At 68.1% G+C, this 26,406-nt stretch carries 38 protein-coding genes; 36 read left to right on the top strand and 2 right to left on the bottom strand.

Annotation, left to right across the window (positions count from 1 at the left end; translation table 11 throughout):
* Positions 1 to 13: 13 nt before the first annotated feature.
* On the top strand, positions 14 to 1,207 hold the full coding sequence (gene tuf, locus OO54_RS07005) for an elongation factor Tu (RefSeq protein WP_033201985.1): 1,194 nt from the start codon (positions 14 to 16) through the stop codon (positions 1,205 to 1,207).
* Between the two features lie 180 nt (positions 1,208 to 1,387).
* Here the strand turns inward: tuf and OO54_RS07000 are convergent, their stop codons facing one another.
* Positions 1,388 to 3,424, bottom strand: coding sequence for a PIG-L family deacetylase (locus OO54_RS07000; protein WP_200146735.1), 2,037 nt, complete (start codon positions 3,422 to 3,424; stop codon positions 1,388 to 1,390).
* Positions 3,425 to 3,634: 210 nt separating this feature from the next.
* Here OO54_RS07000 and OO54_RS06995 point away from each other — a divergent pair, with 210 nt between their 5' ends.
* From OO54_RS06995 to truA, 33 genes are all read left to right on the top strand, one after another.
* Positions 3,635 to 3,997 carry a YciI family protein gene (locus OO54_RS06995; RefSeq protein ID WP_033201984.1) on the top strand — a complete coding sequence of 121 codons (363 nt, stop codon included), beginning with the start codon at positions 3,635 to 3,637 and terminating at the stop codon, positions 3,995 to 3,997.
* Entirely contained in the window at positions 3,994 to 5,235 is a 1,242-nt protein-coding gene (locus tag OO54_RS06990) for an RNA polymerase sigma factor (RefSeq protein WP_033201983.1), read from the top strand. Before OO54_RS06995 ends, OO54_RS06990 begins: the two co-directional genes overlap by 4 nt.
* 420 nt (positions 5,236 to 5,655) lie before the next feature.
* On the top strand, positions 5,656 to 5,964 hold the full coding sequence (gene rpsJ, locus OO54_RS06985) for a 30S ribosomal protein S10 (protein ID WP_003948644.1): 309 nt from the start codon (positions 5,656 to 5,658) through the stop codon (positions 5,962 to 5,964).
* Positions 5,965 to 5,975: 11 nt separating this feature from the next.
* Complete coding sequence (gene rplC, locus OO54_RS06980; protein ID WP_017239574.1) at positions 5,976 to 6,620, top strand: 50S ribosomal protein L3; 645 nt, start codon at positions 5,976 to 5,978, stop codon at positions 6,618 to 6,620.
* Between the two features lie 7 nt (positions 6,621 to 6,627).
* Positions 6,628 to 7,278, top strand: coding sequence for a 50S ribosomal protein L4 (gene rplD / locus OO54_RS06975; protein ID WP_017239575.1), 651 nt, complete (start codon positions 6,628 to 6,630; stop codon positions 7,276 to 7,278).
* Positions 7,278 to 7,601 (top strand): 50S ribosomal protein L23, encoded by a 324-nt coding sequence (rplW, locus tag OO54_RS06970; protein ID WP_015035575.1) that lies wholly within the window; start codon positions 7,278 to 7,280, stop codon positions 7,599 to 7,601. The genes rplD and rplW overlap by 1 nt, the downstream gene beginning before the upstream one ends.
* A 40-nt stretch (positions 7,602 to 7,641) precedes the next feature.
* Positions 7,642 to 8,478 carry a 50S ribosomal protein L2 gene (rplB, locus tag OO54_RS06965; protein WP_017239576.1) on the top strand — a complete coding sequence of 279 codons (837 nt, stop codon included), beginning with the start codon at positions 7,642 to 7,644 and terminating at the stop codon, positions 8,476 to 8,478.
* Positions 8,479 to 8,490: 12 nt separating this feature from the next.
* On the top strand, positions 8,491 to 8,772 hold the full coding sequence (gene rpsS, locus OO54_RS06960; protein ID WP_015035577.1) for a 30S ribosomal protein S19: 282 nt from the start codon (positions 8,491 to 8,493) through the stop codon (positions 8,770 to 8,772).
* 42 nt (positions 8,773 to 8,814) lie between these two features.
* On the top strand, positions 8,815 to 9,162 hold the full coding sequence (gene rplV, locus OO54_RS06955) for a 50S ribosomal protein L22 (protein ID WP_004571827.1): 348 nt from the start codon (positions 8,815 to 8,817) through the stop codon (positions 9,160 to 9,162).
* Positions 9,162 to 10,010 carry a 30S ribosomal protein S3 gene (gene rpsC, locus OO54_RS06950; RefSeq protein ID WP_033201982.1) on the top strand — a complete coding sequence of 283 codons (849 nt, stop codon included), beginning with the start codon at positions 9,162 to 9,164 and terminating at the stop codon, positions 10,008 to 10,010. Before rplV ends, rpsC begins: the two co-directional genes overlap by 1 nt.
* 5 nt (positions 10,011 to 10,015) lie before the next feature.
* Positions 10,016 to 10,435 (top strand): 50S ribosomal protein L16, encoded by a 420-nt coding sequence (rplP, locus tag OO54_RS06945; RefSeq protein ID WP_017239579.1) that lies wholly within the window; start codon positions 10,016 to 10,018, stop codon positions 10,433 to 10,435.
* Positions 10,435 to 10,659, top strand: coding sequence for a 50S ribosomal protein L29 (gene rpmC / locus OO54_RS06940; RefSeq protein ID WP_017239580.1), 225 nt, complete (start codon positions 10,435 to 10,437; stop codon positions 10,657 to 10,659). Before rplP ends, rpmC begins: the two co-directional genes overlap by 1 nt.
* Positions 10,659 to 10,940, top strand: coding sequence for a 30S ribosomal protein S17 (rpsQ, locus tag OO54_RS06935; RefSeq protein ID WP_015035582.1), 282 nt, complete (start codon positions 10,659 to 10,661; stop codon positions 10,938 to 10,940). The genes rpmC and rpsQ overlap by 1 nt, the downstream gene beginning before the upstream one ends.
* 106 nt (positions 10,941 to 11,046) lie before the next feature.
* Positions 11,047 to 11,415, top strand: coding sequence for a 50S ribosomal protein L14 (rplN, locus tag OO54_RS06930; RefSeq protein ID WP_003956455.1), 369 nt, complete (start codon positions 11,047 to 11,049; stop codon positions 11,413 to 11,415).
* A gap of 2 nt (positions 11,416 to 11,417) precedes the next feature.
* Positions 11,418 to 11,729, top strand: a complete 312-nt coding sequence (gene rplX, locus OO54_RS06925) for a 50S ribosomal protein L24 (protein WP_017239581.1) — start codon at positions 11,418 to 11,420, stop codon at positions 11,727 to 11,729.
* Positions 11,726 to 12,283, top strand: coding sequence for a 50S ribosomal protein L5 (gene rplE, locus OO54_RS06920; protein ID WP_026058276.1), 558 nt, complete (start codon positions 11,726 to 11,728; stop codon positions 12,281 to 12,283). Before rplX ends, rplE begins: the two co-directional genes overlap by 4 nt.
* Positions 12,284 to 12,288: 5 nt before the next feature.
* On the top strand, positions 12,289 to 12,474 hold the full coding sequence (locus OO54_RS06915) for a type Z 30S ribosomal protein S14 (protein ID WP_003948630.1): 186 nt from the start codon (positions 12,289 to 12,291) through the stop codon (positions 12,472 to 12,474).
* 208 nt (positions 12,475 to 12,682) lie between these two features.
* Entirely contained in the window at positions 12,683 to 13,081 is a 399-nt protein-coding gene (gene rpsH, locus OO54_RS06910) for a 30S ribosomal protein S8 (protein WP_015035585.1), read from the top strand.
* 21 nt (positions 13,082 to 13,102) lie between these two features.
* Complete coding sequence (gene rplF, locus OO54_RS06905) at positions 13,103 to 13,642, top strand: 50S ribosomal protein L6 (protein ID WP_033201981.1); 540 nt, start codon at positions 13,103 to 13,105, stop codon at positions 13,640 to 13,642.
* A gap of 3 nt (positions 13,643 to 13,645) precedes the next feature.
* The gene (rplR, locus tag OO54_RS06900) at positions 13,646 to 14,029 is read left to right on the top strand and encodes a 50S ribosomal protein L18 (RefSeq protein WP_033201980.1); all 384 of its coding nucleotides are present in this window, start codon (positions 13,646 to 13,648) and stop codon (positions 14,027 to 14,029) included.
* A 45-nt stretch (positions 14,030 to 14,074) separates the two neighbouring features.
* Positions 14,075 to 14,677, top strand: a complete 603-nt coding sequence (rpsE, locus tag OO54_RS06895; protein ID WP_015035588.1) for a 30S ribosomal protein S5 — start codon at positions 14,075 to 14,077, stop codon at positions 14,675 to 14,677.
* Entirely contained in the window at positions 14,677 to 14,859 is a 183-nt protein-coding gene (gene rpmD, locus OO54_RS06890; protein ID WP_015035589.1) for a 50S ribosomal protein L30, read from the top strand. The genes rpsE and rpmD overlap by 1 nt, the downstream gene beginning before the upstream one ends.
* Before the next feature lies 1 nt (position 14,860).
* A complete protein-coding gene (gene rplO / locus OO54_RS06885) occupies positions 14,861 to 15,316 on the top strand; it encodes a 50S ribosomal protein L15 (RefSeq protein ID WP_017239586.1) in 456 nt (151 codons plus the stop codon).
* A 213-nt stretch (positions 15,317 to 15,529) separates the two neighbouring features.
* Positions 15,530 to 16,849 carry a preprotein translocase subunit SecY gene (gene secY, locus OO54_RS06880; RefSeq protein ID WP_033201979.1) on the top strand — a complete coding sequence of 440 codons (1,320 nt, stop codon included), beginning with the start codon at positions 15,530 to 15,532 and terminating at the stop codon, positions 16,847 to 16,849.
* Positions 16,849 to 17,496 (top strand): adenylate kinase, encoded by a 648-nt coding sequence (locus OO54_RS06875; protein WP_017239588.1) that lies wholly within the window; start codon positions 16,849 to 16,851, stop codon positions 17,494 to 17,496. The genes secY and OO54_RS06875 overlap by 1 nt, the downstream gene beginning before the upstream one ends.
* A 98-nt stretch (positions 17,497 to 17,594) precedes the next feature.
* Positions 17,595 to 18,446, top strand: a complete 852-nt coding sequence (gene map, locus OO54_RS06870; RefSeq protein ID WP_033201978.1) for a type I methionyl aminopeptidase — start codon at positions 17,595 to 17,597, stop codon at positions 18,444 to 18,446.
* Between the two features lie 214 nt (positions 18,447 to 18,660).
* Entirely contained in the window at positions 18,661 to 18,882 is a 222-nt protein-coding gene (infA, locus tag OO54_RS06865; protein WP_003956442.1) for a translation initiation factor IF-1, read from the top strand.
* A gap of 63 nt (positions 18,883 to 18,945) precedes the next feature.
* Positions 18,946 to 19,059, top strand: coding sequence for a 50S ribosomal protein L36 (gene rpmJ, locus OO54_RS06860; RefSeq protein ID WP_003956441.1), 114 nt, complete (start codon positions 18,946 to 18,948; stop codon positions 19,057 to 19,059).
* A 189-nt stretch (positions 19,060 to 19,248) separates the two neighbouring features.
* The gene (rpsM, locus tag OO54_RS06855) at positions 19,249 to 19,629 is read left to right on the top strand and encodes a 30S ribosomal protein S13 (protein WP_017239590.1); all 381 of its coding nucleotides are present in this window, start codon (positions 19,249 to 19,251) and stop codon (positions 19,627 to 19,629) included.
* Between the two features lie 66 nt (positions 19,630 to 19,695).
* Positions 19,696 to 20,100 (top strand): 30S ribosomal protein S11, encoded by a 405-nt coding sequence (gene rpsK / locus OO54_RS06850; protein ID WP_003956432.1) that lies wholly within the window; start codon positions 19,696 to 19,698, stop codon positions 20,098 to 20,100.
* Between the two features lie 130 nt (positions 20,101 to 20,230).
* On the top strand, positions 20,231 to 21,253 hold the full coding sequence (locus OO54_RS06845) for a DNA-directed RNA polymerase subunit alpha (RefSeq protein WP_003966937.1): 1,023 nt from the start codon (positions 20,231 to 20,233) through the stop codon (positions 21,251 to 21,253).
* A 142-nt stretch (positions 21,254 to 21,395) separates the two neighbouring features.
* Entirely contained in the window at positions 21,396 to 21,860 is a 465-nt protein-coding gene (rplQ, locus tag OO54_RS06840) for a 50S ribosomal protein L17 (protein WP_017239591.1), read from the top strand.
* Positions 21,861 to 21,940: 80 nt separating this feature from the next.
* Positions 21,941 to 22,798, top strand: a complete 858-nt coding sequence (gene truA / locus OO54_RS06835) for a tRNA pseudouridine(38-40) synthase TruA (RefSeq protein ID WP_033201977.1) — start codon at positions 21,941 to 21,943, stop codon at positions 22,796 to 22,798.
* On the opposite strand, the gene OO54_RS06830 is transcribed toward truA, so the two are convergent.
* Complete coding sequence (locus tag OO54_RS06830; RefSeq protein WP_033201976.1) at positions 22,769 to 23,794, bottom strand: hypothetical protein; 1,026 nt, start codon at positions 23,792 to 23,794, stop codon at positions 22,769 to 22,771. The genes truA and OO54_RS06830 overlap by 30 nt on opposite strands.
* A gap of 56 nt (positions 23,795 to 23,850) precedes the next feature.
* On the opposite strand from OO54_RS06830, the gene OO54_RS06825 reads away from it, so the two are divergent.
* Both OO54_RS06825 and rplM read left to right on the top strand, forming a co-directional pair.
* Positions 23,851 to 25,473, top strand: coding sequence for an ABC-F family ATP-binding cassette domain-containing protein (locus OO54_RS06825; protein WP_200146734.1), 1,623 nt, complete (start codon positions 23,851 to 23,853; stop codon positions 25,471 to 25,473).
* A 449-nt stretch (positions 25,474 to 25,922) separates the two neighbouring features.
* Positions 25,923 to 26,366 carry a 50S ribosomal protein L13 gene (gene rplM, locus OO54_RS06820; RefSeq protein WP_033201974.1) on the top strand — a complete coding sequence of 148 codons (444 nt, stop codon included), beginning with the start codon at positions 25,923 to 25,925 and terminating at the stop codon, positions 26,364 to 26,366.
* Positions 26,367 to 26,406 lie beyond the last annotated feature (40 nt).

The following is a 26,406-nucleotide window of genomic DNA, read 5'->3' as shown; positions in this document are numbered from 1 at the left end:
CAGGAGGACCCCAGTGGCGAAGGCGAAGTTCGAGCGGACTAAGCCGCACGTCAACATCGGCACCATCGGTCACATCGACCACGGTAAGACGACCCTCACGGCCGCCATTACCAAGGTGCTGCATGACGCGTACCCGGACCTGAACGAGGCCTCGGCCTTCGACCAGATCGACAAGGCTCCCGAGGAGCGCCAGCGCGGTATCACGATCTCGATCGCGCACGTCGAGTACCAGACGGAGTCGCGTCACTACGCGCACGTCGACTGCCCCGGTCACGCTGACTACATCAAGAACATGATCACGGGTGCGGCGCAGATGGACGGCGCCATCCTCGTGGTCGCCGCCACCGACGGCCCGATGCCGCAGACCAAGGAGCACGTGCTCCTGGCCCGCCAGGTCGGCGTTCCGTACATCGTCGTCGCCCTGAACAAGGCCGACATGGTGGACGACGAGGAGATCCTGGAGCTCGTCGAGCTCGAGGTTCGTGAGCTCCTCTCCGAGTACGAGTTCCCGGGCGACGACCTGCCGGTCGTCCGCGTCTCGGCGCTCAAGGCGCTCGAGGGCGACAAGGAGTGGGGCGAGAAGCTCCTCGGCCTCATGCACGCGGTGGACGAGTCCATCCCGCAGCCCGAGCGTGACGTCGACAAGCCGTTCCTGATGCCGATCGAGGACGTCTTCACGATCACCGGTCGTGGCACCGTCGTCACCGGTCGTATCGAGCGCGGTGTCCTCAAGGTCAACGAGACCGTCGACATCATCGGCATCAAGACCGAGAAGACCACCACCACGGTCACCGGTATCGAGATGTTCCGCAAGCTGCTCGACGAGGGCCAGGCCGGTGAGAACGTCGGTCTGCTCCTCCGTGGCATCAAGCGCGAGGATGTCGAGCGCGGCCAGGTCATCATCAAGCCGGGCTCGGTCACGCCTCACACCAACTTCGAGGCGCAGGCGTACATCCTGTCGAAGGACGAGGGTGGCCGTCACACCCCGTTCTTCAACAACTACCGCCCGCAGTTCTACTTCCGTACCACGGACGTGACCGGCGTCGTGACCCTCCCCGAGGGCACCGAGATGGTCATGCCGGGCGACAACACCGCCATGAGCGTTGAGCTGATCCAGCCCATCGCCATGGAGGAGGGCCTCAAGTTCGCCATCCGTGAGGGTGGCCGGACCGTCGGCGCCGGCCAGGTCGTCAAGATCACTGCCTGATCTTGAACTGACCTGGTAGCTCGTACGAGCTGCTGAGCAGTAAGGGAAGGCCCCGCACCGAAAGGTGCGGGGCCTTCTCGCGTTCCCGTACGGCCCACGGCCGCCGACCGCGTTCCCCGGGCCCGCCGACCGCGTTCCCCGGGCCCGCCGACCGCGTTCCCGGGGCCCGCCGGCCACGTCCTACGGCTGCCAGCTCCACGGGTGTCCGTCCGGGCCGAGGCCCACCACCGTCGCTCCGCGGGCGCCCAGGTGGAGCGCGGCCGTGACCGCCGCGGCTCCGGTCGTACGCGTCCGCAGCCGCCCGCCCGCCCGCACCTGGACGCGACCGTGCCGGTCCGTGCCGAGCAGCACCGTGCCGAGCGCGGCCGACCGCGCGGCGACCACGTCCCCGTACCCGTCGAACCCGGCGTCGCCCGCGGGGCCGAGCAGCCCGGCGGCCGCCGGCGGCCGGTGGAACAGCTCGCCGCCGGCCGTCGCCACCGTCGAACCGGAGAGCGGCAGCCGCTCCGGCCGCTCCACCCCGTCCACCCAGTGGCGTACGGACTCCCGCCCCGCCGCGTACACGTGCACCCGGCCCGCCGCGTCGAGGGAGACCGCGAGGCCGTCCTGTACCTCCGCGTTCCCGGGGAGCGCCCGCCAGGGACCCCAGGACCCGTCCGAGGCCGCCCTGACCCTGGTCGACACGCCCTTGTCCGCGTTCCGCACGAAGAGATGGACCCGGCCGTCCGGGGCCGTGACCGCAACCGGGGCACCGATCCGGCGCCCTCGGTCGTCCGAGCGCTCCGGGTTCCCGAGCCCGCGCCAGGCGAGGAACGGGCCACCGGGGGAGCGCTGCTCCAGGAGGACCAGCTCGCGCCGGTTCGGCCCGGCGTGACCGTCGAGCGCGGCGAACCGCACGCCGAAGAGCAGCAGCCGGCCGTCGTCGAGCACCGCCGCACCGAGCGCCGGGGCGAGCGGGCCGCCGCCGAGGTCCTCCGGCCCGCCCCAGCCGGCGCCGCCCGGCGCCGAGGCCCCCCGCGTACCGCCGCGCGCGGCCGCCGTACCGCTGCCGGGCGCGGACTCGCGCCACCGGACCGCACGCAGTCCGAGGACCCCGTACGCGGAGAGCCGGCCGTCCGGCTCCTCGGTGACCGCCGGGCGGGCGCCCGCCCAGCGGTGGTGCGTCGAGCGGACCCAGCCCTTGTGGTTGGTGAGCGGCCGGTCGCCGCCGACGCCGTAGTCGCCGCAGCCCGAGGGGTTCCCGCACTCCCAGGACGGGTCGCCGCCGTACGGGATCAGCCGGGCGGCCTTCTCCTTCAGGACCTCCGGCGGGAGGTTCTTGGGCCAGTGCCGGTTGTAGTAGCCGCGGAAGGCGGTCGCGCCGAACGCCGGTATCGGCTCACCGTCCCGGACCGAGTCGGTGACCCAGCGGCTCAGCGCGGCCCAGGTGAAGCAGGCGACCGCCGTGTGGTCGCCGTGGTCCGCGTACCCGGGCTGCTCGGAGTCCCGCTGCCGGGCGGCCTCGTCGCCGACCTGGATGTCCGGATCGGGATCCAGGGTGTGCACCACGGTCGGCCGGTAGCGCCGCAGCAGGCCGGTGAGGACGCCGACGAGACCGTCGTAGTCGTAGGTGTCCGCGCGGGTCACCGGCGAGCCCGCCGACAGATGGGTCCGCAGCTCCAGGGCCCGGTCGTGCCAGAGCGCGGGCAGGGCCATGTACCGGCGGACGGTGTGCATCGGCAGGTTGAGGAAGACCAGCTCGACCCGGCGGGCGCCGCGGGTGAGGATGTCGGCCTCCGCCCGCCGCCCGCCGGGGAGCGTCAGCACCTCGCGCCGCCAGGGCGTGAACCTCGGAAGCCCGAGCGCCTCGGCGTACGCCTGCCGAAGGCCCTGGTGGCGGGCGGCGGAGTAGGCGGCCCGGTCCGGGGGAGTCTCGGGCATCCCCGCGATCCGGTTCCGGCCGGTGTGCTCGCCGGCCGTCACGTACACGGAGACCAGCGGGACCCCGGAGTCGAGCAGCCGCTGGCTGTCCGGATTCATGAAGTACAGGTCGTCGTCGGGATGCGCGGAGAACTGCATGAGCAGCGCCCGCCGCTCCCCGGCCGTCGAGATCGGCTTCCCCGGCGCCGGGTCGGCGGTCGGCGCGGTCCGCCGCGGCTCCGGTACGGAACAGCCGGTGGCGGCCGCGGTGACCGCGAGGGTGGCGGCGAGCACCGCGCGGCGGCGAGGAGTGGTCACGTGCGGGATCCGTCCCTTCGGTACATGGGTCGTTTGCAAGACGGATATCCGGCACTCGTGGTTGTGTACGAATAGGCCCCTCGCTGAGAGGATCTCCGCGGAAAAGATCTTCGAAAAACTCCGCGCACGGATGTCGAGCGCACGCCACGGGCTACGACCCAGGGGTGACAGCACGCCACAGGGGCGCGCCGGACGGGGAGGACACCCGAGATGAAGTACGTCGCGATGATCTACGGCAACCAGGCCAAGTGGGACTCCTTCCCCGCCGAGGCCTGGCCGGAGGCGATCGCCCGGCAGGAGGCCTTCAACCGCAAGTACCGGGAGAGCGGCGAGCTGATCGGCGCGTACGGACTCGCGGACGCGGCCGCCGCCCGGCTCGTACGCCGCGAGGGCGGCGCCCCGGCGGTCACCGACGGCCCGTACCTGGAGACCAAGGAGTACCTGGCCAGCTTCTACCTGCTCGACTGCGCGAGCCCGGAGCGGGCCCAGGAGATCGCCGCCGACATGCCTTTCGCGGACGTCGACCCCGTCGAGCTGTGGCCGGTCCTGCACGAGTCCGCGGCGGACGTGTGACGCGCCCGCACGAGACCGAGGACCTGCTGCGCACGTACGCGCCGCAGGTCCTCGGCGCGCTCGTCCGCCGGTACGCCGACTTCGACCTGTGCGAGGACGCCGTCCAGGAGGCCCTGATCGCCGCGGCCCGGCAGTGGCCCGCGGACGGGGTCCCCGACCACCCGCGCGGCTGGCTCCTCACCGTCGCCGCCCGCCGGTACGTCGACCTGGTGCGCAGCGAGTCCGCGCGCAGGCGCCGCGAGGACGCCGTCGCGCTCGCCACCCCGGCCTCCGAGCTGCTCGCGCACGCCGCGGACGACACCCCGGGCAGCGACCGGGACGACTCCCTGTCGCTGCTGTTCCTCTGCTGCCGTCCCGAGCTCTCGCCGCCCAGCCGGATCGCGCTCACCCTGCGCGCGGTCGGCGGCCTCACCACCGCGCAGATCGCCGCCGCGTTCCTCGTGCCCGAGTCGACCATGGCGCAGCGGATCAGCCGCGCGAAGCAGACGATCAAGGCCGGCGGATGGTCCCTGGCGCTGCCCGAAGGCACGGACCGCACGGAGCGGCTGGCCGAGGTGCGGCACGTGCTGTACCTCGTCTTCAACGAGGGGTACACGGCCAGCGGCGGCGACGTGCTCACGGCGCCCGAGCTGTCCACGGAGGCGATCCGCCTCACCCGGCTCCTGCACGGGCTCGTCCCCGACGACACCGAGACGGCCGGTCTGCTCGCCCTCATGCTGCTCACGGACGCCCGCCGCCCCGCCCGCACGGGCCCGCACGGCGAGCTGGTCCCGCTCGCCGAGCAGGACCGGGGGAGCTGGGACGCCCGGCTGGTCGAGGAGGGCGTCGAGCTGATCAGCCGCACCCTGCCGCGCGGCGAGGTGGGCCCGTACCAGCTCCAGGCGGCGATCGCGGCCGTCCACGACGAGGCGGGGTCCGCCGAGGCCACGGACTGGCCGCAGATCCTCGCGCTGTACGAACTCCTGGAGCGCACCGGACCGAACCCGATGATCACCCTCAACCGCGCGGTCGCGGTCGCGATGGTGCACGGCCCACGGGCCGGCCTCGACCTCCTGGACGGTCTGGCGGAGGACCGGCGGCTGGCCCGTCACCACCGCCTCCTCGCGACCCGCGCGCACCTCCTCGAACTCCTCGGCGACAAGGAGTCCGCGGCCGACGCGTACCGGGAGGCGGCCCGCCACACGACGAGCGCACCCGAACGCCGGCACCTGACGGAACGGGCGCGGCGGCTCGGCTGAGAGACCTCGGGCGCCGGCGTGTGCGCCTCGGCGCTTACCGCTACGTGACGTGGGGTACAGTCTTCGATCCCGATTGGCGGCGAGAAGGCCGCGTATGGCAGACTGTCGGGGTTGCTCGGTTGAGTGCCGATGCTGCGCGCCTCCCGTCGGGAGGACCGGAAGCGAGTCCCACAGTACTCGTCGACCCCTCGGGTCGGACGTACGGGAATCTTCTGGGAAGCGTCAGCGGGGTGCCGGCCAGGCTCCCGGTGGGTGTTCGGCCCCCGACTCGCGGTCCTGGTGACCGCACCCCCTTGGTTGGGAAATCCTCTGGGATTTCTGCGTAGAGGGAGTGCGACACGCCCGACCGCGTGGGTCGGAGGTAGGACGCGAACCGACCGGCGAGACAGAGCGTTACGAGACAAAGGACTACTAGTAGCCATGGCGGGACAGAAGATCCGCATCCGGCTCAAGGCCTACGACCACGAGGTCATCGACTCCTCGGCGAAGAAGATCGTCGAGACGGTGACCCGCACTGGTGCGTCGGTCGCGGGCCCGGTGCCGCTGCCCACTGAGAAGAACGTGTACTGCGTCATCAAGTCGCCGCACAAGTACAAGGACTCGCGCGAGCACTTCGAGATGCGCACGCACAAGCGCCTCATCGACATCCTCGACCCCACGCCGAAGACGGTTGACTCGCTCATGCGCCTCGACCTCCCGGCGGGCGTTGACATCGAGATCAAGCTCTGAGGGCGCGCGAGATGGCTAAGAACATCAAGGGCATCCTGGGCGAGAAGCTCGGCATGACGCAGGTCTGGGACGAGAACAACCGGGTCGTCCCGGTGACCGTCGTCAAGGCCGGCCCCAATGTCGTGACCCAGGTGCGTACGAACGACGTCGACGGCTACGAGTCGGTCCAGATCGCCTTCGGCGAGATCGACCCGCGCAAGGTGAACAAGCCCCTCAAGGGCCACTTCGCCAAGGCCGACGTCACCCCGCGCCGCCACCTGGTGGAGCTCCGCACCGCTGACGCCTCCGAGTACACGCTCGGCCAGGAGATCACCGCCGAGCTCTTCGAGGCCGGCGTGAAGGTCGACGTCACCGGCAAGAGCAAGGGCAAGGGCTTCGCCGGTGTCATGAAGCGCCACAACTTCCGTGGTGGCAAGGCTTCGCACGGTGCCCACCGCGTGCACCGCAAGCCCGGTTCGATCGGTGGCTGCGCCACCCCGGGCCGTGTCTTCAAGGGCATGCGCATGGCCGGTCGCATGGGCAACGAGCGTGTGACCACCCAGAACCTGACCGTCCACGCCGTTGACGCCGAGAAGGGTCTGCTGCTCATCAAGGGCGCCGTCCCCGGCCCCAACGGTGGCCTCGTCCTGGTCCGCACCGCGGCCAAGGGGGTTTGAGGAACCGATGAGCACCATTGACATCCTTTCGCCGTCTGGCGACAAGGCCGGGACCGTCGAGCTCCCCGCGGAGATCTTCGGCGCCAAGGTCAGCGTTCCGCTGATCCACCAGGTCGTCGTCGCGCAGCTGGCCGCGGCCCGTCAGGGCACGCACAAGACCAAGACCCGTGGCGAAGTCCGCGGTGGTGGCAAGAAGCCTTACCGCCAGAAGGGCACCGGCCGCGCCCGTCAGGGTTCGACCCGCGCCCCGCAGTTCGCCGGTGGTGGCGTCGTCCACGGCCCGCAGCCGCGTGACTACTCGCAGCGGACCCCGAAGAAGATGAAGGCCGCCGCCCTCCGCGGTGCCCTCTCGGACCGGGCGAACCACTCCCGCATCCACGTCGTCACCGGCGTGGTCGAGGGTGAGGTCTCCACCAAGGCCGCGAAGACGCTGTTCGGCAAGATCTCGGAGCGCAAGAACCTGCTCCTGGTCGTCGAGCGCTCCGACGAGGCCGCGTGGCTGTCCGCTCGTAACCTGCCCCAGGTGCACATCCTGGAGCCGGGCCAGCTCAACACGTACGACGTGATCGTCTCTGACGACGTGGTCTTCACCCAGGCCGCCCTCGAGTCTTTCGTGTCTGGCCCCCAGACCGTTGAGACCGAAGGGAGCGACGCCTGATGACTGAGGCCGTCGTCACCAGCAAGACCTTCTCGGACCCGCGCGACATTCTGATCAAGCCGGTCGTCTCCGAGAAGAGCTACGCCCTGCTGGACGAGAACAAGTACACGTTCATCGTCGCGCCTGGCTCCAACAAGACTCAGATCAAGCAGGCCGTCGAGGCGGTCTTCTCGGTCAAGGTCACCGGGGTCAACACGATCAACCGCCAGGGCAAGCGCAAGCGCACCAAGGCCGGTTTCGGTAAGCGCAAGGACACCAAGCGCGCCATCGTGACCCTTGCCGAGGGTAACCGTATCGACATCTTCGGCGGTCCGACCGCCTAACGGCGGTCTGGATCGTCCGGAATCGGACGAGGACTGAGAAATGGGAATCCGCAAGTACAAGCCGACTACGCCGGGCCGCCGTGGCTCCTCCGTAGCCGACTTCGTCGAGATCACGCGGTCCACGCCGGAGAAGTCGCTGGTCCGCCCCCTGCACAGCAAGGGCGGCCGTAACAACACCGGTCGGATCACGGTTCGACACCAGGGTGGCGGCCACAAGCGCGCCTACCGCGTGATCGACTTCCGTCGTCACGACAAGGACGGCGTGCCGGCCAAGGTCGCTCACATCGAGTACGACCCCAACCGCACCGCGCGCATCGCGCTGCTCCACTACCTGGACGGCGAGAAGCGCTACATCATCGCCCCCAAGGGGCTGACGCAGGGTGACCGCGTCGAGAACGGCCCCGGCGCTGACATCAAGCCCGGCAACAACCTGGCGCTCCGCAACATCCCGGTCGGTACCACGATCCACGCGATCGAGCTCCGTCCCGGTGGCGGTGCCAAGTTCGCGCGCTCCGCTGGTGCCTCCGTGCAGCTGCTGGCGAAGGAGGGCACGATGGCCCACCTTCGTATGCCGTCCGGTGAGATCCGTCTCGTCGACGCCCGCTGCCGCGCCACCATCGGCGAGGTCGGCAACGCCGAGCAGTCGAACATCAACTGGGGCAAGGCCGGCCGTAAGCGCTGGCTTGGCGTTCGCCCGACCGTCCGCGGTGTGGCGATGAACCCGGTCGACCACCCGCACGGTGGTGGTGAGGGCAAGACCTCCGGTGGTCGTCACCCGGTCTCCCCGTGGGGTCAGAAGGAGGGTCGTACTCGCTCGCCGAAGAAGGCTTCGAGCAAGTACATCGTCCGCCGCCGCAAGACGAACAAGAAGCGCTAGGAGCGGGTTTAGATGCCGCGCAGTCTCAAGAAGGGACCCTTCGTCGACGGCCACCTCGTCAAGAAGGTGGACGCCCAGAACGAAGCCGGTACCAAGAACGTCATCAAGACCTGGTCCCGTCGCTCGATGATCATCCCGGCCATGCTCGGCCACACGATCGCGGTGCACAACGGCAAGACCCACATTCCGGTGTTTGTCACCGAGTCGATGGTCGGCCACAAGCTCGGCGAGTTCTCGCCGACGCGCACCTTCCGGGGTCACGTGAAGGACGACCGGAAGTCGAAGCGCCGCTAGTAGCGGGGTGGAATGACCATGACAGACACTGGAAGGACAACCATGGAAGCCAGGGCCCAGGCGCGGTACATCCGCGTCACGCCCATGAAGGCCCGCCGCGTGGTGGACCTTATCCGTGGCATGGACGCCACGGAGGCTCAGGCGGTCCTGCGTTTCGCCCCGCAGGCCGCGAGCGTGCCGGTTGGCAAGGTGCTTGACAGCGCCATCGCCAACGCCGCGCACAACTACGACCACACCGACGCCTCTTCGCTGGTCATCAGCGAGGCGTACGTGGATGAGGGCCCGACCCTGAAGCGGTTCCGTCCGCGTGCTCAGGGCCGTGCCTACCGGATCCGTAAGCGGACCAGCCACATCACCGTGGTCGTCAGCAGCAAGGAAGGAACCCGGTAATGGGCCAGAAGGTTAACCCGCATGGGTTCCGGCTCGGCATCACCACGGACTTCAAGTCCCGCTGGTACGCCGACAAGCTGTACAAGGACTACGTCAAGGAAGACGTCGCCATCCGTCGGATGATGACGTCCGGCATGGAGCGCGCCGGCATCTCGAAGGTTGAGATCGAGCGCACCCGTGACCGCGTGCGGGTGGACATCCACACCGCGCGTCCCGGCATCGTCATCGGCCGCCGTGGCGCCGAGGCCGACCGCATCCGCGGTGACCTCGAGAAGCTCACGGGCAAGCAGGTCCAGCTGAACATCCTCGAGGTCAAGAACCCCGAGATGGACGCCCAGCTGGTCGCTCAGGCCGTTGCCGAGCAGCTCTCCTCCCGCGTCTCCTTCCGTCGCGCCATGCGTAAGAGCATGCAGGGCACGATGAAGGCCGGCGCCAAGGGCATCAAGATCCAGTGTGGCGGTCGTCTCGGCGGCGCCGAGATGTCCCGCTCGGAGTTCTACCGCGAGGGTCGTGTGCCGCTGCACACGCTCCGCGCGAACGTGGACTACGGCTTCTTCGAGGCCAAGACGACCTTCGGTCGCATTGGCGTCAAGGTCTGGATCTACAAGGGCGACGTCAAGAACATCGCCGAGGTCCGCGCCGAGAACGCTGCGGCCCGTGCGGGTAACCGCCCGGCCCGTGGTGCCGGCGCTGGCGACCGCCCGGCCGGCCGTGGTGGCCGCGGTGGCGAGCGTGGCGGCCGCGGCCGCAAGCCGCAGCAGCAGTCCGCGCCGGCTGCCGAGGCCCCCAAGGCCGAGGCTCCCGCCGCCGCTGCCGCTCCGGCTGAGAGCACCGGAACGGAGGCCTGACCGAAATGCTGATCCCCCGTAGGGTCAAGCACCGCAAGCAGCACCACCCGAAGCGCTCCGGCGCGAGCAAGGGTGGTACGCAGGTTGCGTTCGGCGAGTACGGCATTCAGGCCCTCACGCCGGCGTACGTGACCAACCGCCAGATCGAGGCGGCTCGTATCGCGATGACCCGCCACATCAAGCGTGGCGGCAAGGTCTGGATCAACATCTACCCGGACCGCCCGCTGACGAAGAAGCCCGCCGAGACCCGCATGGGTTCCGGTAAGGGTTCTCCGGAGTGGTGGATCGCGAACGTCAAGCCGGGTCGGGTGATGTTCGAACTGTCCTACCCGAACGAGAAGATCGCGCGCGAGGCCCTGACCCGTGCGGCCCACAAGCTGCCGATGAAGTGCAAGATCGTGAAGCGCGAAGCAGGTGAGCTGTGATGTCGGCCGGTACCAAGGCGTCCGAGCTGCGCGAGCTGGGCAACGAGGAGCTTCTCAACAAGCTCCGCGAGGCCAAGGAAGAGCTGTTCAACCTCCGCTTCCAGGCGGCGACGGGCCAGCTCGAGAACCACGGTCGGCTCAAGTCCGTCCGTAAGGACATCGCCCGGATCTACACCCTGATGCGTGAGCGTGAGCTGGGCATCGAGACGGTGGAGAACGCCTGATGAGCGAGAGCAACGTGACTGAGAAGACCGAGCGCAACGCTCGCAAGGTCCGCGAGGGCCTGGTCGTCAGCGACAAGATGGACAAGACCGTCGTCGTCGCTGTCGAGGACCGCGTCAAGCACGCGCTGTACGGCAAGGTCATCCGCCGTACGAACAAGCTCAAGGCTCACGACGAGCAGAACGCTGCCGGCATCGGCGACCGCGTCCTCCTGATGGAGACCCGGAAGCTGTCCGCCACGAAGCACTGGCGCGTCATCGAGATCCTCGAGAAGGCCAAGTAATTCTTGAGGGGGTAACCCTTCAAGTTCGTTCCGCCAGGCTCGGTGGGGTTGCGCTACTCGCTAGCGCGACCCCGCCGGGAACCGGCAGACAAATCAGGAGATAGACGTGATCCAGCAGGAGTCGCGACTGCGTGTCGCCGACAACACTGGTGCCAAGGAGATCCTTTGCATCCGTGTTCTCGGTGGCTCGGGTCGCCGCTACGCGGGCATCGGTGACGTCATCGTCGCCACCGTCAAGGACGCGATCCCCGGTGGCAACGTGAAGAAGGGTGACGTCGTCAAGGCGGTCATCGTTCGCACCGTCAAGGAGCGCCGCCGCCAGGACGGCTCGTACATCCGCTTCGACGAGAACGCCGCTGTCATTCTCAAGAACGACGGCGACCCTCGTGGCACCCGTATCTTCGGCCCGGTCGGCCGTGAGCTGCGCGAGAAGAAGTTCATGAAGATCATCTCGCTCGCGCCGGAGGTGCTGTAAGCATGAAGATCAAGAAGGGCGACCTGGTCCAGGTCATCACCGGTAAGGACAAGGGCAAGCAGGGCAAGGTCATCACGGCCTTCCCGAGCGAGAACCGCGTCCTGGTCGAGGGTGTCAACCGGGTCAAGAAGCACACCAAGGCCGGCCCGTCGCAGGCCGGTGGCATCGTCACGACCGAGGCTCCGGTCCACGTCTCCAACGTCCAGCTGGTCGTGGAGAAGGACGGCAAGAAGGTCGTCACGCGTGTCGGTTACCGCTTCGACGACGAGGGCAACAAGATCCGCGTTGCCAAGCGGACGGGTGAGGACATCTGATGGCTACCACCACTCCGCGTCTCAAGACGAAGTACCGCGAGGAGATCGCGGGCAAGCTGCGTGAGGAGTTCTCCTACGAGAACGTCATGCAGATCCCCGGCCTCGTGAAGATCGTGGTCAACATGGGTGTCGGCGACGCCGCCCGTGACTCGAAGCTCATGGACGGTGCCGTCCGTGACCTGACCACCATCACCGGTCAGAAGCCGGCCATCACCAAGGCCCGCAAGTCCATCGCGCAGTTCAAGCTGCGTGAGGGCCAGCCGATCGGTGCGCACGTCACCCTCCGTGGCGACCGCATGTGGGAGTTCCTGGACCGCACCCTGTCGCTCGCGCTCCCGCGCATCCGCGACTTCCGTGGTCTGTCCCCCAAGCAGTTCGACGGGCGTGGCAACTACACCTTCGGTCTCACGGAGCAGGTCATGTTCCACGAGATCGACCAGGACAAGATCGACCGTGTCCGGGGTATGGACATCACCGTGGTGACCACGGCGACCAACGACGACGAGGGCCGTGCCCTTCTGCGTCACCTCGGCTTCCCGTTCAAGGAGGCGTAAGCGAGATGGCGAAGAAGGCTCTCATCGCGAAGGCTGCCCGCAAGCCCAAGTTCGGCGTGCGTGGCTACACGCGCTGCCAGCGCTGTGGTCGTCCCCACTCCGTGTACCGCAAGTTCGGCCTGTGCCGCGTGTGCCTTCGTGAGATGGCTCACCGTGGCGAGCTGCCGGGCGTGACCAAGAGCTCCTGGTAATCCCTTAGTTGGGATGACCGGAGTCTCTCGGTAAGCACTGGGTCGGCGGATGCCCGCCCTCGCATGCCTTAGGCTTGTGGGGTTGGGCGTCCGCCGCCCGTACGACTTACTACGCCGTAGGTCCCCGCGCCGCACCCGTCCCGCCCCTGTGTGGGGAGAGGGATGGCGCATACAGGAAACCCCGGCGAGAGAGGCCGAAGGCCAATTCATGACCATGACTGATCCGATCGCGGACATGCTGACTCGTCTGCGTAACGCGAACTCGGCATACCACGATTCCGTGACGATGCCGCACAGCAAGATCAAGTCTCACATCGCGGAAATCCTCCAGCAGGAGGGCTTCATCACGGGCTGGAAGGTCGAGGACGCCGAGGTCGGCAAGAACCTCGTCCTCGAGCTCAAGTTCGGTCCGAACCGTGAGCGCTCCATCGCGGGCATCAAGCGGATCTCGAAGCCCGGTCTCCGGGTTTACGCGAAGTCCACCAACCTGCCGAAGGTCCTCGGCGGCCTGGGCGTGGCGATCATCTCCACGTCCCACGGTCTCCTGACCGGCCAGCAGGCAGGCAAGAAGGGCGTAGGTGGGGAAGTCCTCGCCTACGTCTGGTAGTCGGGAACGGAGGAATAGCTAATGTCGCGTATTGGCAAGCTGCCTATCCAGGTTCCCGCCGGCGTGGACGTCACCATCGAGGGCCGCACGGTCACGGTCAAGGGTTCCAAGGGCACCCTGACCCACACCGTCGCCGCTCCGATCGAGATCGTTAAGGGCGAGGATGGCGTTCTGAACGTCAACCGTCCGAACGACGAGCGTCAGAACAAGGCCCTTCACGGCCTGTCCCGCACGCTGGTGGCCAACATGATCACCGGTGTGACCCAGGGTTACGTGAAGGCGCTCGAGATCAGCGGTGTCGGTTACCGCGTCGCCGCGAAGGGCTCCAACCTGGAGTTCCAGCTCGGCTACAGCCACCCGATCCTGGTCGAGGCGCCCGAGGGCATCTCGTTCAAGGTCGAGTCGCCGACCAAGTTCTCGGTCGAGGGCATCGACAAGCAGAAGGTCGGCGAGGTCGCGGCGAACATCCGCAAGCTGCGGAAGCCCGACCCGTACAAGGCCAAGGGCGTCAAGTACGCCGGCGAGGTCATCCGCCGCAAGGTCGGAAAGGCTGGTAAGTAAGCCATGGCATACGGTGTGAAGATCGCCAAGGGCGACGCTTACAAGCGTGCCGCCAAGGCGCGCCGCCACATCCGCATCCGCAAGAACGTGTCGGGTACGGCGGAGCGTCCGCGCCTCGTCGTGACGCGTTCGAACCGCGGTATCACCGCTCAGGTCATCGACGACCTCAAGGGTCACACCCTTGCGTCCGCGTCGACCCTGGACGCGTCGATCCGCGGTGGCGAGGGTGACAAGTCCGCGCAGGCCAAGCAGGTCGGTTCCCTGGTCGCCGAGCGCGCCAAGGCCGCCGGCGTCGAGGCTGTCGTGTTCGACCGTGGTGGCAACAGGTACGCCGGGCGCATTGCCGCTCTGGCTGACGCCGCCCGCGAAGCCGGGCTGAAGTTCTAAGCCCCGGTTCCGGGACTAACGGACGTAACAGAGAGAGGTAATCCAATGGCTGGACCCCAGCGCCGCGGAAGCGGTGCCGGTGGCGGCGAGCGGCGGGACCGGAAGGGCCGCGACGGTGGCGCTGCCGCCGAGAAGACCGCGTACGTTGAGCGCGTTGTCGCGATCAACCGCGTCGCCAAGGTTGTCAAGGGTGGTCGCCGCTTCAGCTTCACCGCGCTGGTCGTGGTGGGCGACGGTGACGGCACCGTAGGTGTCGGTTACGGCAAGGCCAAGGAAGTTCCCGCGGCCATTGCCAAGGGCGTCGAGGAAGCCAAGAAGAACTTCTTCAAGGTTCCCCGCATCCAGGGCACCATCCCTCACCCGATCCAGGGCGAGAAGGCCGCGGGCGTCGTCCTGCTCAAGCCGGCTTCCCCCGGTACCGGTGTTATCGCCGGTGGCCCGGTGCGCGCCGTGCTCGAGTGCGCCGGCGTTCACGACATCCTGTCGAAGTCGCTCGGCTCCGACAACGCGATCAACATCGTGCACGCGACCGTGGAGGCCCTCAAGGGCCTGCAGCGTCCCGAGGAGATCGCGGCTCGCCGTGGTCTGCCCCTCGAGGACGTCGCTCCCGCGGCTCTGCTCCGTGCGCGTGCTGGGGCGGGTGCGTAATGGCTCGCCTCAAGGTCACGCAGACGAAGTCGTACATCGGCAGCAAGCAGAACCACCGCGACACCCTGCGCTCGCTTGGCCTCAAGAAGGTCAACGACGTGGTTGTCAAGGAGGACCGCCCCGAGTTCCGCGGCATGGTGCACACCGTCCGCCACCTCGTGACGGTCGAGGAGGTTGACTGACATGGCGGAGACCAACCCGCTGAAGGCCCACAACCTCCGTCCCGCCCCGGGCGCCAAGACCGCGAAGACCCGTGTGGGTCGTGGTGAGGCGTCCAAGGGTAAGACGGCCGGTCGTGGTACCAAGGGCACCAAGGCCCGTTACCAGGTTCCGCAGCGCTTCGAGGGTGGGCAGATGCCCCTCCACATGCGTCTGCCGAAGCTCAAGGGCTTCAAGAACCCGTTCCGCACCGAGTTCCAGGTCGTGAACCTGGACAAGCTCGGCGCTCTCTACCCCGAGGGTGGAGAGGTCACGGTGGCCGACCTGGTCGCCAAGGGCGCGGTTCGCAAGAACCAGCTCGTCAAGGTGCTCGGCACCGGCGAGATCACCGTGGCGCTGCAGGTTTCGGTTGACGCCGTCTCCGGCTCCGCCAAGGAGAAGATCACCGCCGCCGGCGGCACCGTCACCGAGCTCGTCTAAGACGACTCGATGGCTTGAACATCCGATCGGGGATGCCTCTCAAAAGGGGCATCCCCGATTGGTCGTTCCTAGGGGGGCACGGTCGCCGGTAAGGTGGCGTGCACTGTCTAGACTCCGTGCGGTATGCCCGCACGGAATTGATGACCGATACCTAATCGTCGAACCTCAAGACCGTCACCCTTGACGCATAGCGCGGGGGTCGCAGGAGGCACCGTGCTCACCGCGTTCGCCCGGGCGTTCAAGACGCCCGACCTGCGCAAGAAGCTGCTCTTCACGCTCGCCATCATCGTGCTGTACCGCCTCGGGGCCCACATCCCGGTCCCCGGCGTCAGCTACGAGGCCGTCCAGCAGTGTGTCAAGCAGGCCAGCGAGGGCAACAACAGCCTGTTCGGCCTGGTCAACATGTTCAGTGGCGGGGCGCTGCTGCAGATCACCATCTTCGCGCTCGGCATCATGCCGTACATCACGGCGAGCATCATCCTGCAGCTGCTGACCGTCGTGATCCCCCGCCTCGAGGCCCTCAAGAAGGAGGGCCAGTCGGGTACTGCCAAGATCACGCAGTACACCCGGTACCTGACGGTCGCCCTCGCGATCCTCCAGGGCACCGGTCTCGTCGCCACGGCCAAGAGCGGTGCGCTCTTCAGCGGCTGCTCGGTGGCGGACCAGGTCGTGCCGGACCCGTCGATCTTCACCATCGCCACCATGGTCATCACGATGACCGCGGGCACCTGTGTCGTCATGTGGCTCGGTGAGCTCATCACCGACCGCGGCATCGGCAACGGCATGTCGATCCTCATGTTCATCTCGATCGCCGCCGGCTTCCCGGGCGCCCTGTGGGCCATCAAGGAGAGCGGCAAGCTCGCCAAGGGCTGGATCGAGTTCGGCACCGTCATCCTCATCGGCTTCGTGATGGTGGCCCTCGTGGTCTTCGTCGAGCAGGCCCAGCGCCGCATTCCGGTGCAGTACGCGAAGCGCATGATCGGTCGACGCTCCTACGGCGGAACGTCCACTTACATCCCGTTGAAGGTGAATCAGGCAGGTGTGATTCCTGTCATCTTCGCGTCGTCGCTTCTCTACATCCCGGCCTTGATCGCGCAGTTCTCGAACTCCACCGCGGGGTGGAAGACCTGGATCGAAGCCCACTTCGTCAAGGGTGACCACCCGTATTACATCGCCACGTACTTCCTCCTGATCGTGTTCTTCGCCTTCTTCTACGTGGCGATCTCGTTCAACCCCGAGGAAGTTGCCGACAACATGAAGAAGTATGGTGGCTTCATCCCGGGTATCCGGGCTGGTCGACCTACTGCCGAGTACCTGAGCTACGTGCTCAACCGGATCACTTGGCCGGGCTCGCTGTACTTGGGTCTGATCGCTCTTGTGCCGACGATGGCGTTGGCAGGCTTCGGTGGCGCCAATGCCAACTTCCCCTTCGGTGGGACGAGCATCCTCATCATCGTGGGTGTGGGGCTGGAGACCGTGAAGCAGATCGAGAGCCAGCTCCAGCAGCGCAATTACGAAGGGTTCCTCCGCTGATGCGAATCGTCCTCGTCGGACCGCCCGGGGCCGGGAAGGGCACGCAGGCCGCGTACCTTGCCAAGAACCTGGACATCCCGCACATCTCCACGGGTGACCTGTTCCGTGCCAACATCTCGCAGGGCACGGCGCTGGGTGTGGAGGCGCAGTCGTACATGAAGGCCGGCCAGCTCGTGCCGGACTCCGTGACGATCGGGATGGCCCAGGACCGTATGGAGCAGTCGGACGCCGTGAACGGCTTCCTGCTCGACGGGTTCCCGCGCAACCTGGCCCAGGCCGAGGCTCTGGACGAGATCCTCAAGGAGGGCGGCGTCCAGCTCGACGCGGTCCTCGACCTGGAGGTCCCCGAGGACGAGGTCGTGAAGCGGATCGCGGGTCGCCGCATCTGCCGCAACGACTCCTCGCACGTGTTCCACGCGATCTACAACGCGCCGGCGGCCGAGGGCGTCTGCGACGTCTGCGGCGGCGAGCTCTACCAGCGCGAGGACGACTCCGAGGAGACCGTCCGCAAGCGCCTGGAGGTCTACCACACCGAGACCGAGCCGATCATCGACTACTACCGGGCGCAGGGCCTGGTCGTGACGATCTCGGCGCTGGGCAAGGTGGACGAGGTCACCGCCAAGGCGATGGACGCGCTCAAGAAGTAACCTCCCGGTTCGTGCGATACGGCCGCGGTGCCCCTCAGGGGCGCCGCGGCCGTATCGTTGTTCTGTTCCCCGTACTCGATGGAAAGGCCGCGGCCACGATGGTGCAGATCAAGACCCCCGAGCAGATCGCGAAGATGCGCGAGGCGGGGCTGGTCGTCGCCGCCATCCACGCGGCGACCAGCGAGGCGGCCGTGCCGGGCGCCACGACGAAGGACCTGGACGAGGTCGCGCGGAAGGTCATCGCCGATCACGGAGCGAAGTCGAACTTCCTCGGGTACGGCGGATTCCCCGCGACCATCTGCACCTCGGTGAACGAGGTCGTCGTCCACGGCATCCCCGACGACAGGACCGTCCTCAAGGACGGCGACATCATCTCCATCGACGCCGGCGCGATCGTCGACGGCTGGCACGGTGACGCGGCCTACACGGCCTTCGTGGGCACCGGGCACGCGCCCGAGCTCGTCGAGCTCTCCCGGGTCACCGAGGAGTCGATGTGGGCCGGCATCGCGGCCATGAAGCTCGGCAACCGCCTGGTCGACATCTCGAAGGCGATCGAGACGTACATCAAGCGGCAGCCGCGTCCCGCGGTCGGCGACCACAGCCTCGGGCGCTACGGGATCATCGAGGACTACGGCGGCCACGGCATCGGCACCGAGATGCACATGGACCCGCACCTCCTGAACTACGTCTCCCGCAAGCGCGGCAAGGGCCCCAAGCTCGTCCCCGGCCTCTGCCTCGCCATCGAGCCCATGGTCTCCCTCGGCACCCCCCGGACCGAGGTCCTCAAGGACGACTGGACCGTCATCACCACCGACGGCACCTGGTCCTCCCACTGGGAGCACTCCGTGGCCCTCACCGAGGAAGGCCCCCTCGTCCTCACCGCCGTCGACGGCGGCAAGGCCAAGCTCGCCGAGCTGGGCGTCACGGCGGCGCCGGACCCGCTGGCGTAGCTGTTCCGGACCCGCGCCGGGGGTGGTGACCCGCCGGCGTAAGGGTCGTTTTCCACAGCGTGGCGGCTTGCGTAAGGATCAGTCGGGGTGGGCAGACTTCCCGATTCGTCTTTTCCTGGGGCCTGACGTAGACTGATGCGTCGGCTCTCGTGTACCCGTGTGTCCGCATGCGGCGGCGAGAGTCGATCAAGGTAGCCGATTCGAAAGGCGAAGCGTGGCCAAGAAGCAAGGTGCCATCGAAATCGAGGGCACCGTGATCGAGTCCCTCCCGAACGCCATGTTCAAGGTGGAACTCCAGAACGGTCACAAGGTCCTCGCGCACATCTCCGGCAAGATGCGGATGCACTACATCCGAATCCTCCCGGACGACCGGGTCGTGGTGGAGCTCTCTCCCTACGACCTGACGCGTGGCCGGATCGTCTACCGGTACAAGTAGATCTTGCCCGCACCCCGCCTCAGCGCGCGGGTGGTGGCACTGACCCGGAGAACCTCACATCCCATGAAGGTCAAGCCGAGCGTCAAGAAGATCTGCGACAAGTGCAAGGTGATCCGCCGTCACGGCCGGGTCATGGTCATCTGCGACAACCTGCGCCACAAGCAGCGCCAGGGCTGACGCACGCCGACCGACCTGCATTTCGCAGTTCTTCGCGCGACGCATAGCAACACGTACATACGCAGAGCCCGTCCGACCGTGTCCCACGGTTGACGGCACCTCCGGCGGGGGCCGGGGACCCGACCTGTACCTCATACGGCAGCCGGGAACGGTTCTGCAGCAGACCCCCGAGAACACAGGAGCCATTGAATGGCACGCGTTTCCGGTGTTGACATCCCGCGCGAAAAGCGTGTGGTGGTCGCACTCACCTACGTCTTCGGCATCGGGCGTACCCGGTCCGAGGAGATCCTCGCCTCGACCGGTGTGAACCCGTCCACCCGTGTCCGCGACCTTGCCGAGGAAGACCTCGTCAAGATCCGCGAGTACGTGGACGCCAACCTCCAGACCGAGGGTGACCTCCGTCGCGAGATCGCCGCCGACATCCGCCGCAAGGTCGAGATCGGCTGCTACCAGGGCCTCCGCCACCGTCGTGGCCTGCCCGTTCGCGGCCAGCGCACCAGCACGAACGCTCGTACCCGCAAGGGCCCGCGTCGCGCCATCGCCGGCAAGAAGAAGCCGGGCAAGAAGTAGTCCTCAGCGGACGCTTGACCAAGCGGTCTTCGCTGTAGGACCGACCACCTCCCGTAGGAGTTATAGATGCCCCCCAAGGGTCGTCAGGGCGCTGCCAAGAAGGTGCGCCGCAAGGAAAAGAAGAACGTCGCTCACGGCCACGCGCACATCAAGAGCACGTTCAACAACACGATCGTCTCGATCACGGACCCCTCGGGCAACGTGATCTCCTGGGCCTCCGCCGGCCACGTCGGCTTCAAGGGCTCGCGCAAGTCCACCCCCTTCGCCGCGCAGATGGCCGCCGAGTCGGCCGCCCGCCGCGCGCAGGAGCACGGCATGCGCAAGGTCGACGTCTTCGTGAAGGGTCCGGGCTCCGGCCGCGAGACCGCGATCCGCTCCCTCCAGGCCACGGGCCTCGAGGTCGGTTCGATCCAGGACGTCACCCCCACGCCGCACAACGGCTGCCGTCCCCCCAAGCGCCGCCGCGTCTGACGCACGGCTGCTTGACCTGAGGACTTCGGGCGGTACGGCTCTTCGGACCGTGCCGCCCGTACCCTTGCAGTACAGAAGTGATCCGTCGGGCGTCAAATAGTGGGCGTCCACGACTGAAGGACAAAGAGACATGCTGATCGCTCAGCGTCCGTCGCTGACCGAAGAGGTCGTCGACGAGTTCCGCTCCCGGTTCGTGATCGAGCCGCTGGAGCCGGGCTTCGGTTACACCCTCGGCAACTCCCTCCGCCGTACCCTCCTGTCCTCGATCCCGGGTGCCGCTGTCACCAGCATCCGCATCGACGGTGTCCTGCACGAGTTCACCACCGTGCCGGGCGTCAAGGAGGACGTCACCGACCTCATCCTGAACATCAAGCAGCTGGTCGTCTCCTCGGAGCACGACGAGCCGGTCGTGATGTACCTGCGCAAGCAGGGCCCGGGTCTGGTCACCGCCGCCGACATCGCGCCCCCGGCCGGTGTCGAGGTGCACAACCCCGACCTCGTCCTCGCCACGCTCAACGGCAAGGGCAAGCTGGAGATGGAGCTGACCGTCGAGCGCGGTCGCGGCTACGTCTCCGCCGTCCAGAACAAGCAGGTGGGCCAGGAGATCGGTCGTATCCCGGTCGACTCCATCTACTCGCCGGTGCTCAAGGTCACGTACAAGGTCGAGGCGACCCGTGTCGAGCAGCGCACCGACTTCGACAAGCTGATCGTCGACGTCGAGACCAAGCAGGCCATGCGCCCGCGTGACGCCATGGCGTCCGCCGGCAAGACCCTGGTCGAGCTGTTCGGTCTGGCGCGCGAGCTCAACATTGACGCCGAGGGCATCGACATGGGCCCGTCCCCCACGGACGCCGCCCTGGCCGCCGACCTCGCGCTGCCGATCGAGGAGCTCGAGCTCACCGTTCGTTCGTACAACTGCCTCAAGCGCGAGGGCATCCACTCCGTGGGTGAGCTCGTGGCGCGTTCCGAGGCCGACCTGCTCGACATCCGCAACTTCGGTGCGAAGTCGATCGACGAGGTCAAGGCGAAGCTGGCCGGCATGGGCCTGGCCCTCAAGGACAGCCCGCCCGGATTCGACCCGACCGCCGCCGCCGACGCCTTCGGCGCCGACGACGACGCGGACGCCGGTTTCGTCGAGACCGAGCAGTACTAGTAGATCGTCTGCGGGCCGGCTTCGGCCGGTCGCGCAGTTCCCCGCGCCCCTTACGGGGCGCGGGTCTTCGACGGGCGACCGCCCGCTCGGATACTGACCCCGGTACCTGGTACGGCCGAGGCAGACATCAAGGAGAAACACCATGCCGCGTCCCGCGAAGGGTGCCCGCCTCGGCGGTTCCGCCGCGCACGAGAAGCTGCTGCTCGCCAACCTGGCGAAGTCGCTCTTCGAGCACGGCCGCATCACCACGACCGAGGCCAAGGCCCGTCGCCTGCGTCCGGTCGCCGAGCGCCTGATCACCAAGGCGAAGAAGGGCGACATCCACAACCGTCGCCTGGTGCTGCAGTCGATCACCGACAAGGGGATCGTCCACACCCTCTTCACCGAGATCGCCCCGCGTTACTCGGAGCGTCCGGGTGGCTACACCCGCATCACCAAGATCGGCAACCGTCGTGGCGACAACGCCCCGATGGCCGTGATCGAGCTGGTCGAGGGCGAGATCGCCAAGAAGGCGACCGTCGCCGAGGCCGAGGCCGCCACCGTGCGCGCCGTCAAGGAGGCCGACGCGGCCGCCGAGGCTCCGGCCGAGGAGTCGAAGGACGCGTAAGCGTTTCTTCCGTTTCTCGTGAGCGGGCCCGTACCCCCTGGGGTGCGGGCCCGTTCCCGTGTGTTTGAGAGGATTTCCGCGTGAGCGACGACGTGCAGGACGGATTCGTACGGGTACGGCTGGACCTTTCGTACGACGGCAAGGACTTCTCCGGCTGGGCCAAGCAGTCCCAGGGGCGGCGGACCGTGCAGGGGGACATCGAGGACGCGCTGCGGACCGTGACCCGGTCGCAGGAGACGTACGAGCTGACCGTCGCCGGCCGGACCGACGCCGGGGTGCACGCACGGGGGCAGGTCGCCCATGTCGACCTGCCCGTGGACCTGTGGCAGGAGCACCGGGACAAGCTGCTGCGGCGGCTCGCCGGGCGGCTCTCCCACGACGTGCGCGTCTGGAATGTCGAGGAGGCCCCCGCCGGGTTCAACGCCCGTTTCTCCGCGATCTGGCGCCGGTACGCCTACCGTGTCACCGACAACCCGGGCGGGGTCGACCCGCTGCTGCGCGGGCACGTCCTGTGGCACGACTGGGCCCTCGACATGGACGCCATGAACGAGGCGGCCACGGCGCTCGTCGGCGAGCACGACTTCGCGGCCTACTGCAAGAAGCGCGAGGGCGCCACCACCATCCGCACGCTCCAGGTGCTGCGCTGGGAGCGGCGGGACGACGGGATCCTGGAGGCGACCGTCAAGGCGGACGCCTTCTGCCACAACATGGTCCGCTCGCTCGTCGGCGCGCTGCTCTTCGTCGGCGACGGCCACCGGCCCGTGGACTGGCCGGGCAAGGTGCTCGCCGCCGGGGTCCGGGACTCGGCCGTGCACGTCGTGCGGCCGCACGGGCTCACCCTCGAAGAGGTCGGCTACCCGGCCGACGAGCTCCTGGCCGCCCGCAATCTGGAGGCCAGGAACAAGCGGTCACTGCCCGGGAGCGCCGGCTGCTGCTGAGGCCTGGGCGCGGCCGCGGGCGTAGATCTGGTTGAACGCGAAGGTGCCCAGGTCGTCGCTGGCCTGGAAGACGGGCTTGTCGGCCATGGAGACCTTCTTGCCGTTGGCGAAGCCGGCCTGGGTGAAGTACGCGTACCGGCCGATCGAGTTCGAGCGGCGCAGGCAGACCGTGGCGTGGCAGAAGTCACCCACGCCCGCGCCGACCAGCGGGGCGATGCCGCCGGTGGCCTGGGTCTTCGCCTTGAGGGCGGCGGCCTCGGACGGGAAGACGGCGATGCCGACGGTGATCGCCACGCCGTCCTTCACGTAGGTGGCGCGGAGCACGCGCTGGCAGCCGTTCCGCTCCAGGACGGCGCCGAGGCCGCCCTGGGTGACGAACGCGCAGTTCGCCGTGGCCGAGGTCGCGCCCTTCTTGTACGGGCGCTTGTTCATCGACATCTGCTTGCCCGGGAAGAGGCCCTCCACGGTGAGCGGCGCCCTGTCCTTCTTCGGGTCCGTGATGTAGTCCATCGGGTTCGGCGGGGGAGGCGGCGCCACCGAGGAGAACGTCGGCTCGGGCGTCGGCGTACCGACGGGGGAGGCCGTGCCGGTGGGTGCGCCGCCCCCGTTCTTCGCCGTGTCGTTGCTCTTGTTCGTGGTCACGACGGCGGTGGCGACGATCGCGCCCACCGCCAGGGTGGCCAGCACCCCGCCGCCGATCAGCAGCCAGCGCTTGCGGCGGCTGCGGCCGGCCGAGGCCGCGGCGAGGGCGTTCCAGTCAGGGGTCTGACCGCCGCCCTGCGCGCCCGGGAAGGGGTCCTGCGCGCCGGGGAAGGGCGCCTGGGCGCCCGGGAAGGGGCTCGGGCCGCCGTATCCCTGCTGCCCGCCGTACGGCTGCTGCTGTCCGTACTCGGGCTGCTGCCCGTACCCCTGCGGCTGTCCGTGTCCGGGCTGCTGTCCGTACCCCTGCTGCCCCTGCTGCGGCTCCTGCGGCCACTGCGGTCCCCCAAAGCTCATGCCGCGCATCCTAAACCGGTTGGGCGCAGCGGACGCGGGCGGCGACAATGCACCTCATGGGACATGTCGAGGCCGCGCATCTGGAGTACTACCTTCCCGACGGGAGGGTCCTCCTGGGGGACGCCTCCTTCCGGGTCGGGGAGGGGGCCGTCGTCGCCCTCGTCGGGGCCAACGGCGCCGGCAAGACCACACTGCTCCGGTTGATCTCCGGGGAGCTCCAGCCGCACGGCGGCTCCGTCACCGTCAGCGGCGGACTCGGCGTGATGCCGCAGTTCGTCGGCTCCGTGCGGGACGAGTCCACCGTCCGTGACCTGCTGGTATCGGTGGCCCAGCCCCGGATCCGGGAGGCCGCGAAGGCCGTCGACGAGGCCGAGCACCTGATCATGACCGTCGACGACGAGGCCGCGCAGATGAAGTACGCGCAGGCCCTCAGCGACTGGGCCGAGGTGCAGGGGTACGAGGCGGAGACGCTCTGGGACATCTGCACCATGGCCGCGCTCGGCATGCCGTACGAGAAGGCGCAGTTCCGGGAGGTGCGGACGCTCTCCGGCGGTGAGCAGAAGCGGCTCGTCCTGGAGTCCCTGCTGCGGGGCTCCGACGAGGTGCTGCTCCTCGACGAGCCGGACAACTACCTCGACGTCCCCGGCAAGCGCTGGCTGGAGGAGCGGCTGCGGGAGACCCGTAAGACCGTGCTGTTCATCTCGCACGACCGGGAGCTGCTCTCCCGGGGCGCGCAGAAGATCGTCGCGGTCGAGCCCGGCCCGGCCGGCTCGGACGTGTGGGTGCACGGCGGCGGTTTCGACACCTTCCACGAGGCCCGGCGCGAGCGGTTCGCCCGCTTCGAGGAGCTGAAGCGGCGCTGGGAGGAGAAGCACGCCCAGCTGAAGAAGCTCGTGGTCAACCTGCGGCAGGCCGCCGCGGTCAGCCACGAGATGGCCTCCCGGTACGCCGCGGCCCAGACGCGGCTGCGGAAGTTCGAGGAGGCGGGTCCGCCGCCCGAGCCGCCGCGCGAGCAGGACATCAAGATGCGGCTGCGCGGCGGCAGGACCGGTGTGCGTGCCGTGACCTGCGAGAACCTCGAGCTGACCGGTCTCATGAAGCCGTTCTCGCTGGAGATCTTCTACGGGGAGCGGGTCGGCGTCCTCGGCTCCAACGGGTCGGGCAAGTCACACTTCCTGCGGCTGCTCGCGGGGGATCCGACAGTCGCCCACACGGGTGACTGGAAGCTGGGCGCCCGCGTGGTGCCGGGGCACTTCGCGCAGACCCACGCGCACCCGGAGCTGACCGGACGGCCGCTCGTCGACATCCTGTGGACGGAACACGCCAAGGACCGGGGCGGAGCGATGTCGATGCTGCGCCGGTACGAGCTGGAGCGGCAGGGCGACCAGTCCTTCGACAAGCTCTCGGGCGGGCAGCAGGCGCGGTTCCAGATCCTGCTCATGGAGCTGGCGGGCACCACGGCGCTGCTGCTCGACGAGCCGACGGACAACCTGGACCTGGAGTCGGCGGAGGCCCTCCAGGACGGCCTGGAGGCGTACGACGGCACGGTGCTCGCCGTCACCCATGACCGGTGGTTCGCGAAGTCCTTCGACCGGTTCCTGGTCTTCGGGTCGGACGGGGTCGTACGGGAGACGACCGAACCCGTGTGGGACGAGCGACGGGTCGACCGGGTGCGCTGACCTGGGGGGTCGGCGGCGGGGTGTGGCCGCGCGCTTCGGGTTCGGGTCGGCGGACGGAGTCCGGCGCGGCCGGTCGAAGCCGGGGAGGCCCCCGGGGCCGAGCCGTGCGAGGGCGGCGTGGGGGAGGGGTCGACCGAACCCGTGTGGGACGAGCGACGGGTCGACCGGGTGCGCTGACCTGGGGTGGTCGGCGGCGGGGTGTGGCCGCGCGCTTCGGGTTCGGGTCTTGTCTCGGGGCGTTTTGACCCGTCGGGGGTGGCGCGGGTACTGTTGCGGTTTGTTATGCGTATCGGCTTCGTCGTTCTCACGCGAAGGGCCCTTACGCAGGTTCCCTGGAGCAGTTACCAGTGGCTCGCATACGGGCGGTGTTCCCGGCAGTGCAGGCCCCAGCTGCATGATCGCTTCAGGTGTGTCTGGACTCCATCCACTGAAGAAGCGAAGGCTACGAAGTGCGTACGTACAGCCCCAAGCCCGGCGATGTCACTCGCCAGTGGCACATCATCGACGCGCAGGACGTTGTCCTGGGCCGTCTGGCGACCACGGCTGCGAACCTCCTGCGAGGCAAGCACAAGCCGGTTTACGCGCCGCACATGGACATGGGCGACTTTGTCATCATCATCAACGCTGACAAGGTGCACCTGTCCGGCAACAAGAAGACCCAGAAGCTGGCGTACCGCCACTCCGGCTTCCCGGGTGGTCTGCGCTCCGTCCGTTACGACGAGCTGCTGGACAAGAACCCCGAGAAGGCCGTCGAGAAGGCCATCAAGGGCATGATCCCCAAGAACTCCCTGGGCCGTCAGATGATCTCGAAGCTGAAGGTCTACGCGGGCGAGAACCACCCGCACGCTGCGCAGCAGCCGGTTCCGTTCGAGATCACCCAGGTCGCGCAGTAGTTCCGGCCACACCCCCTAAGAACGAAAGAAATCTGAGGAG

Source organism: Streptomyces wedmorensis, from assembly GCF_000716445.1.
GTDB lineage: Bacteria > Actinomycetota > Actinomycetes > Streptomycetales > Streptomycetaceae > Streptomyces > Streptomyces wedmorensis.
The sequence above is the reverse complement of the archived record's forward strand: the minus strand, read 5'-3'. Positions and strand labels throughout refer to the sequence as shown.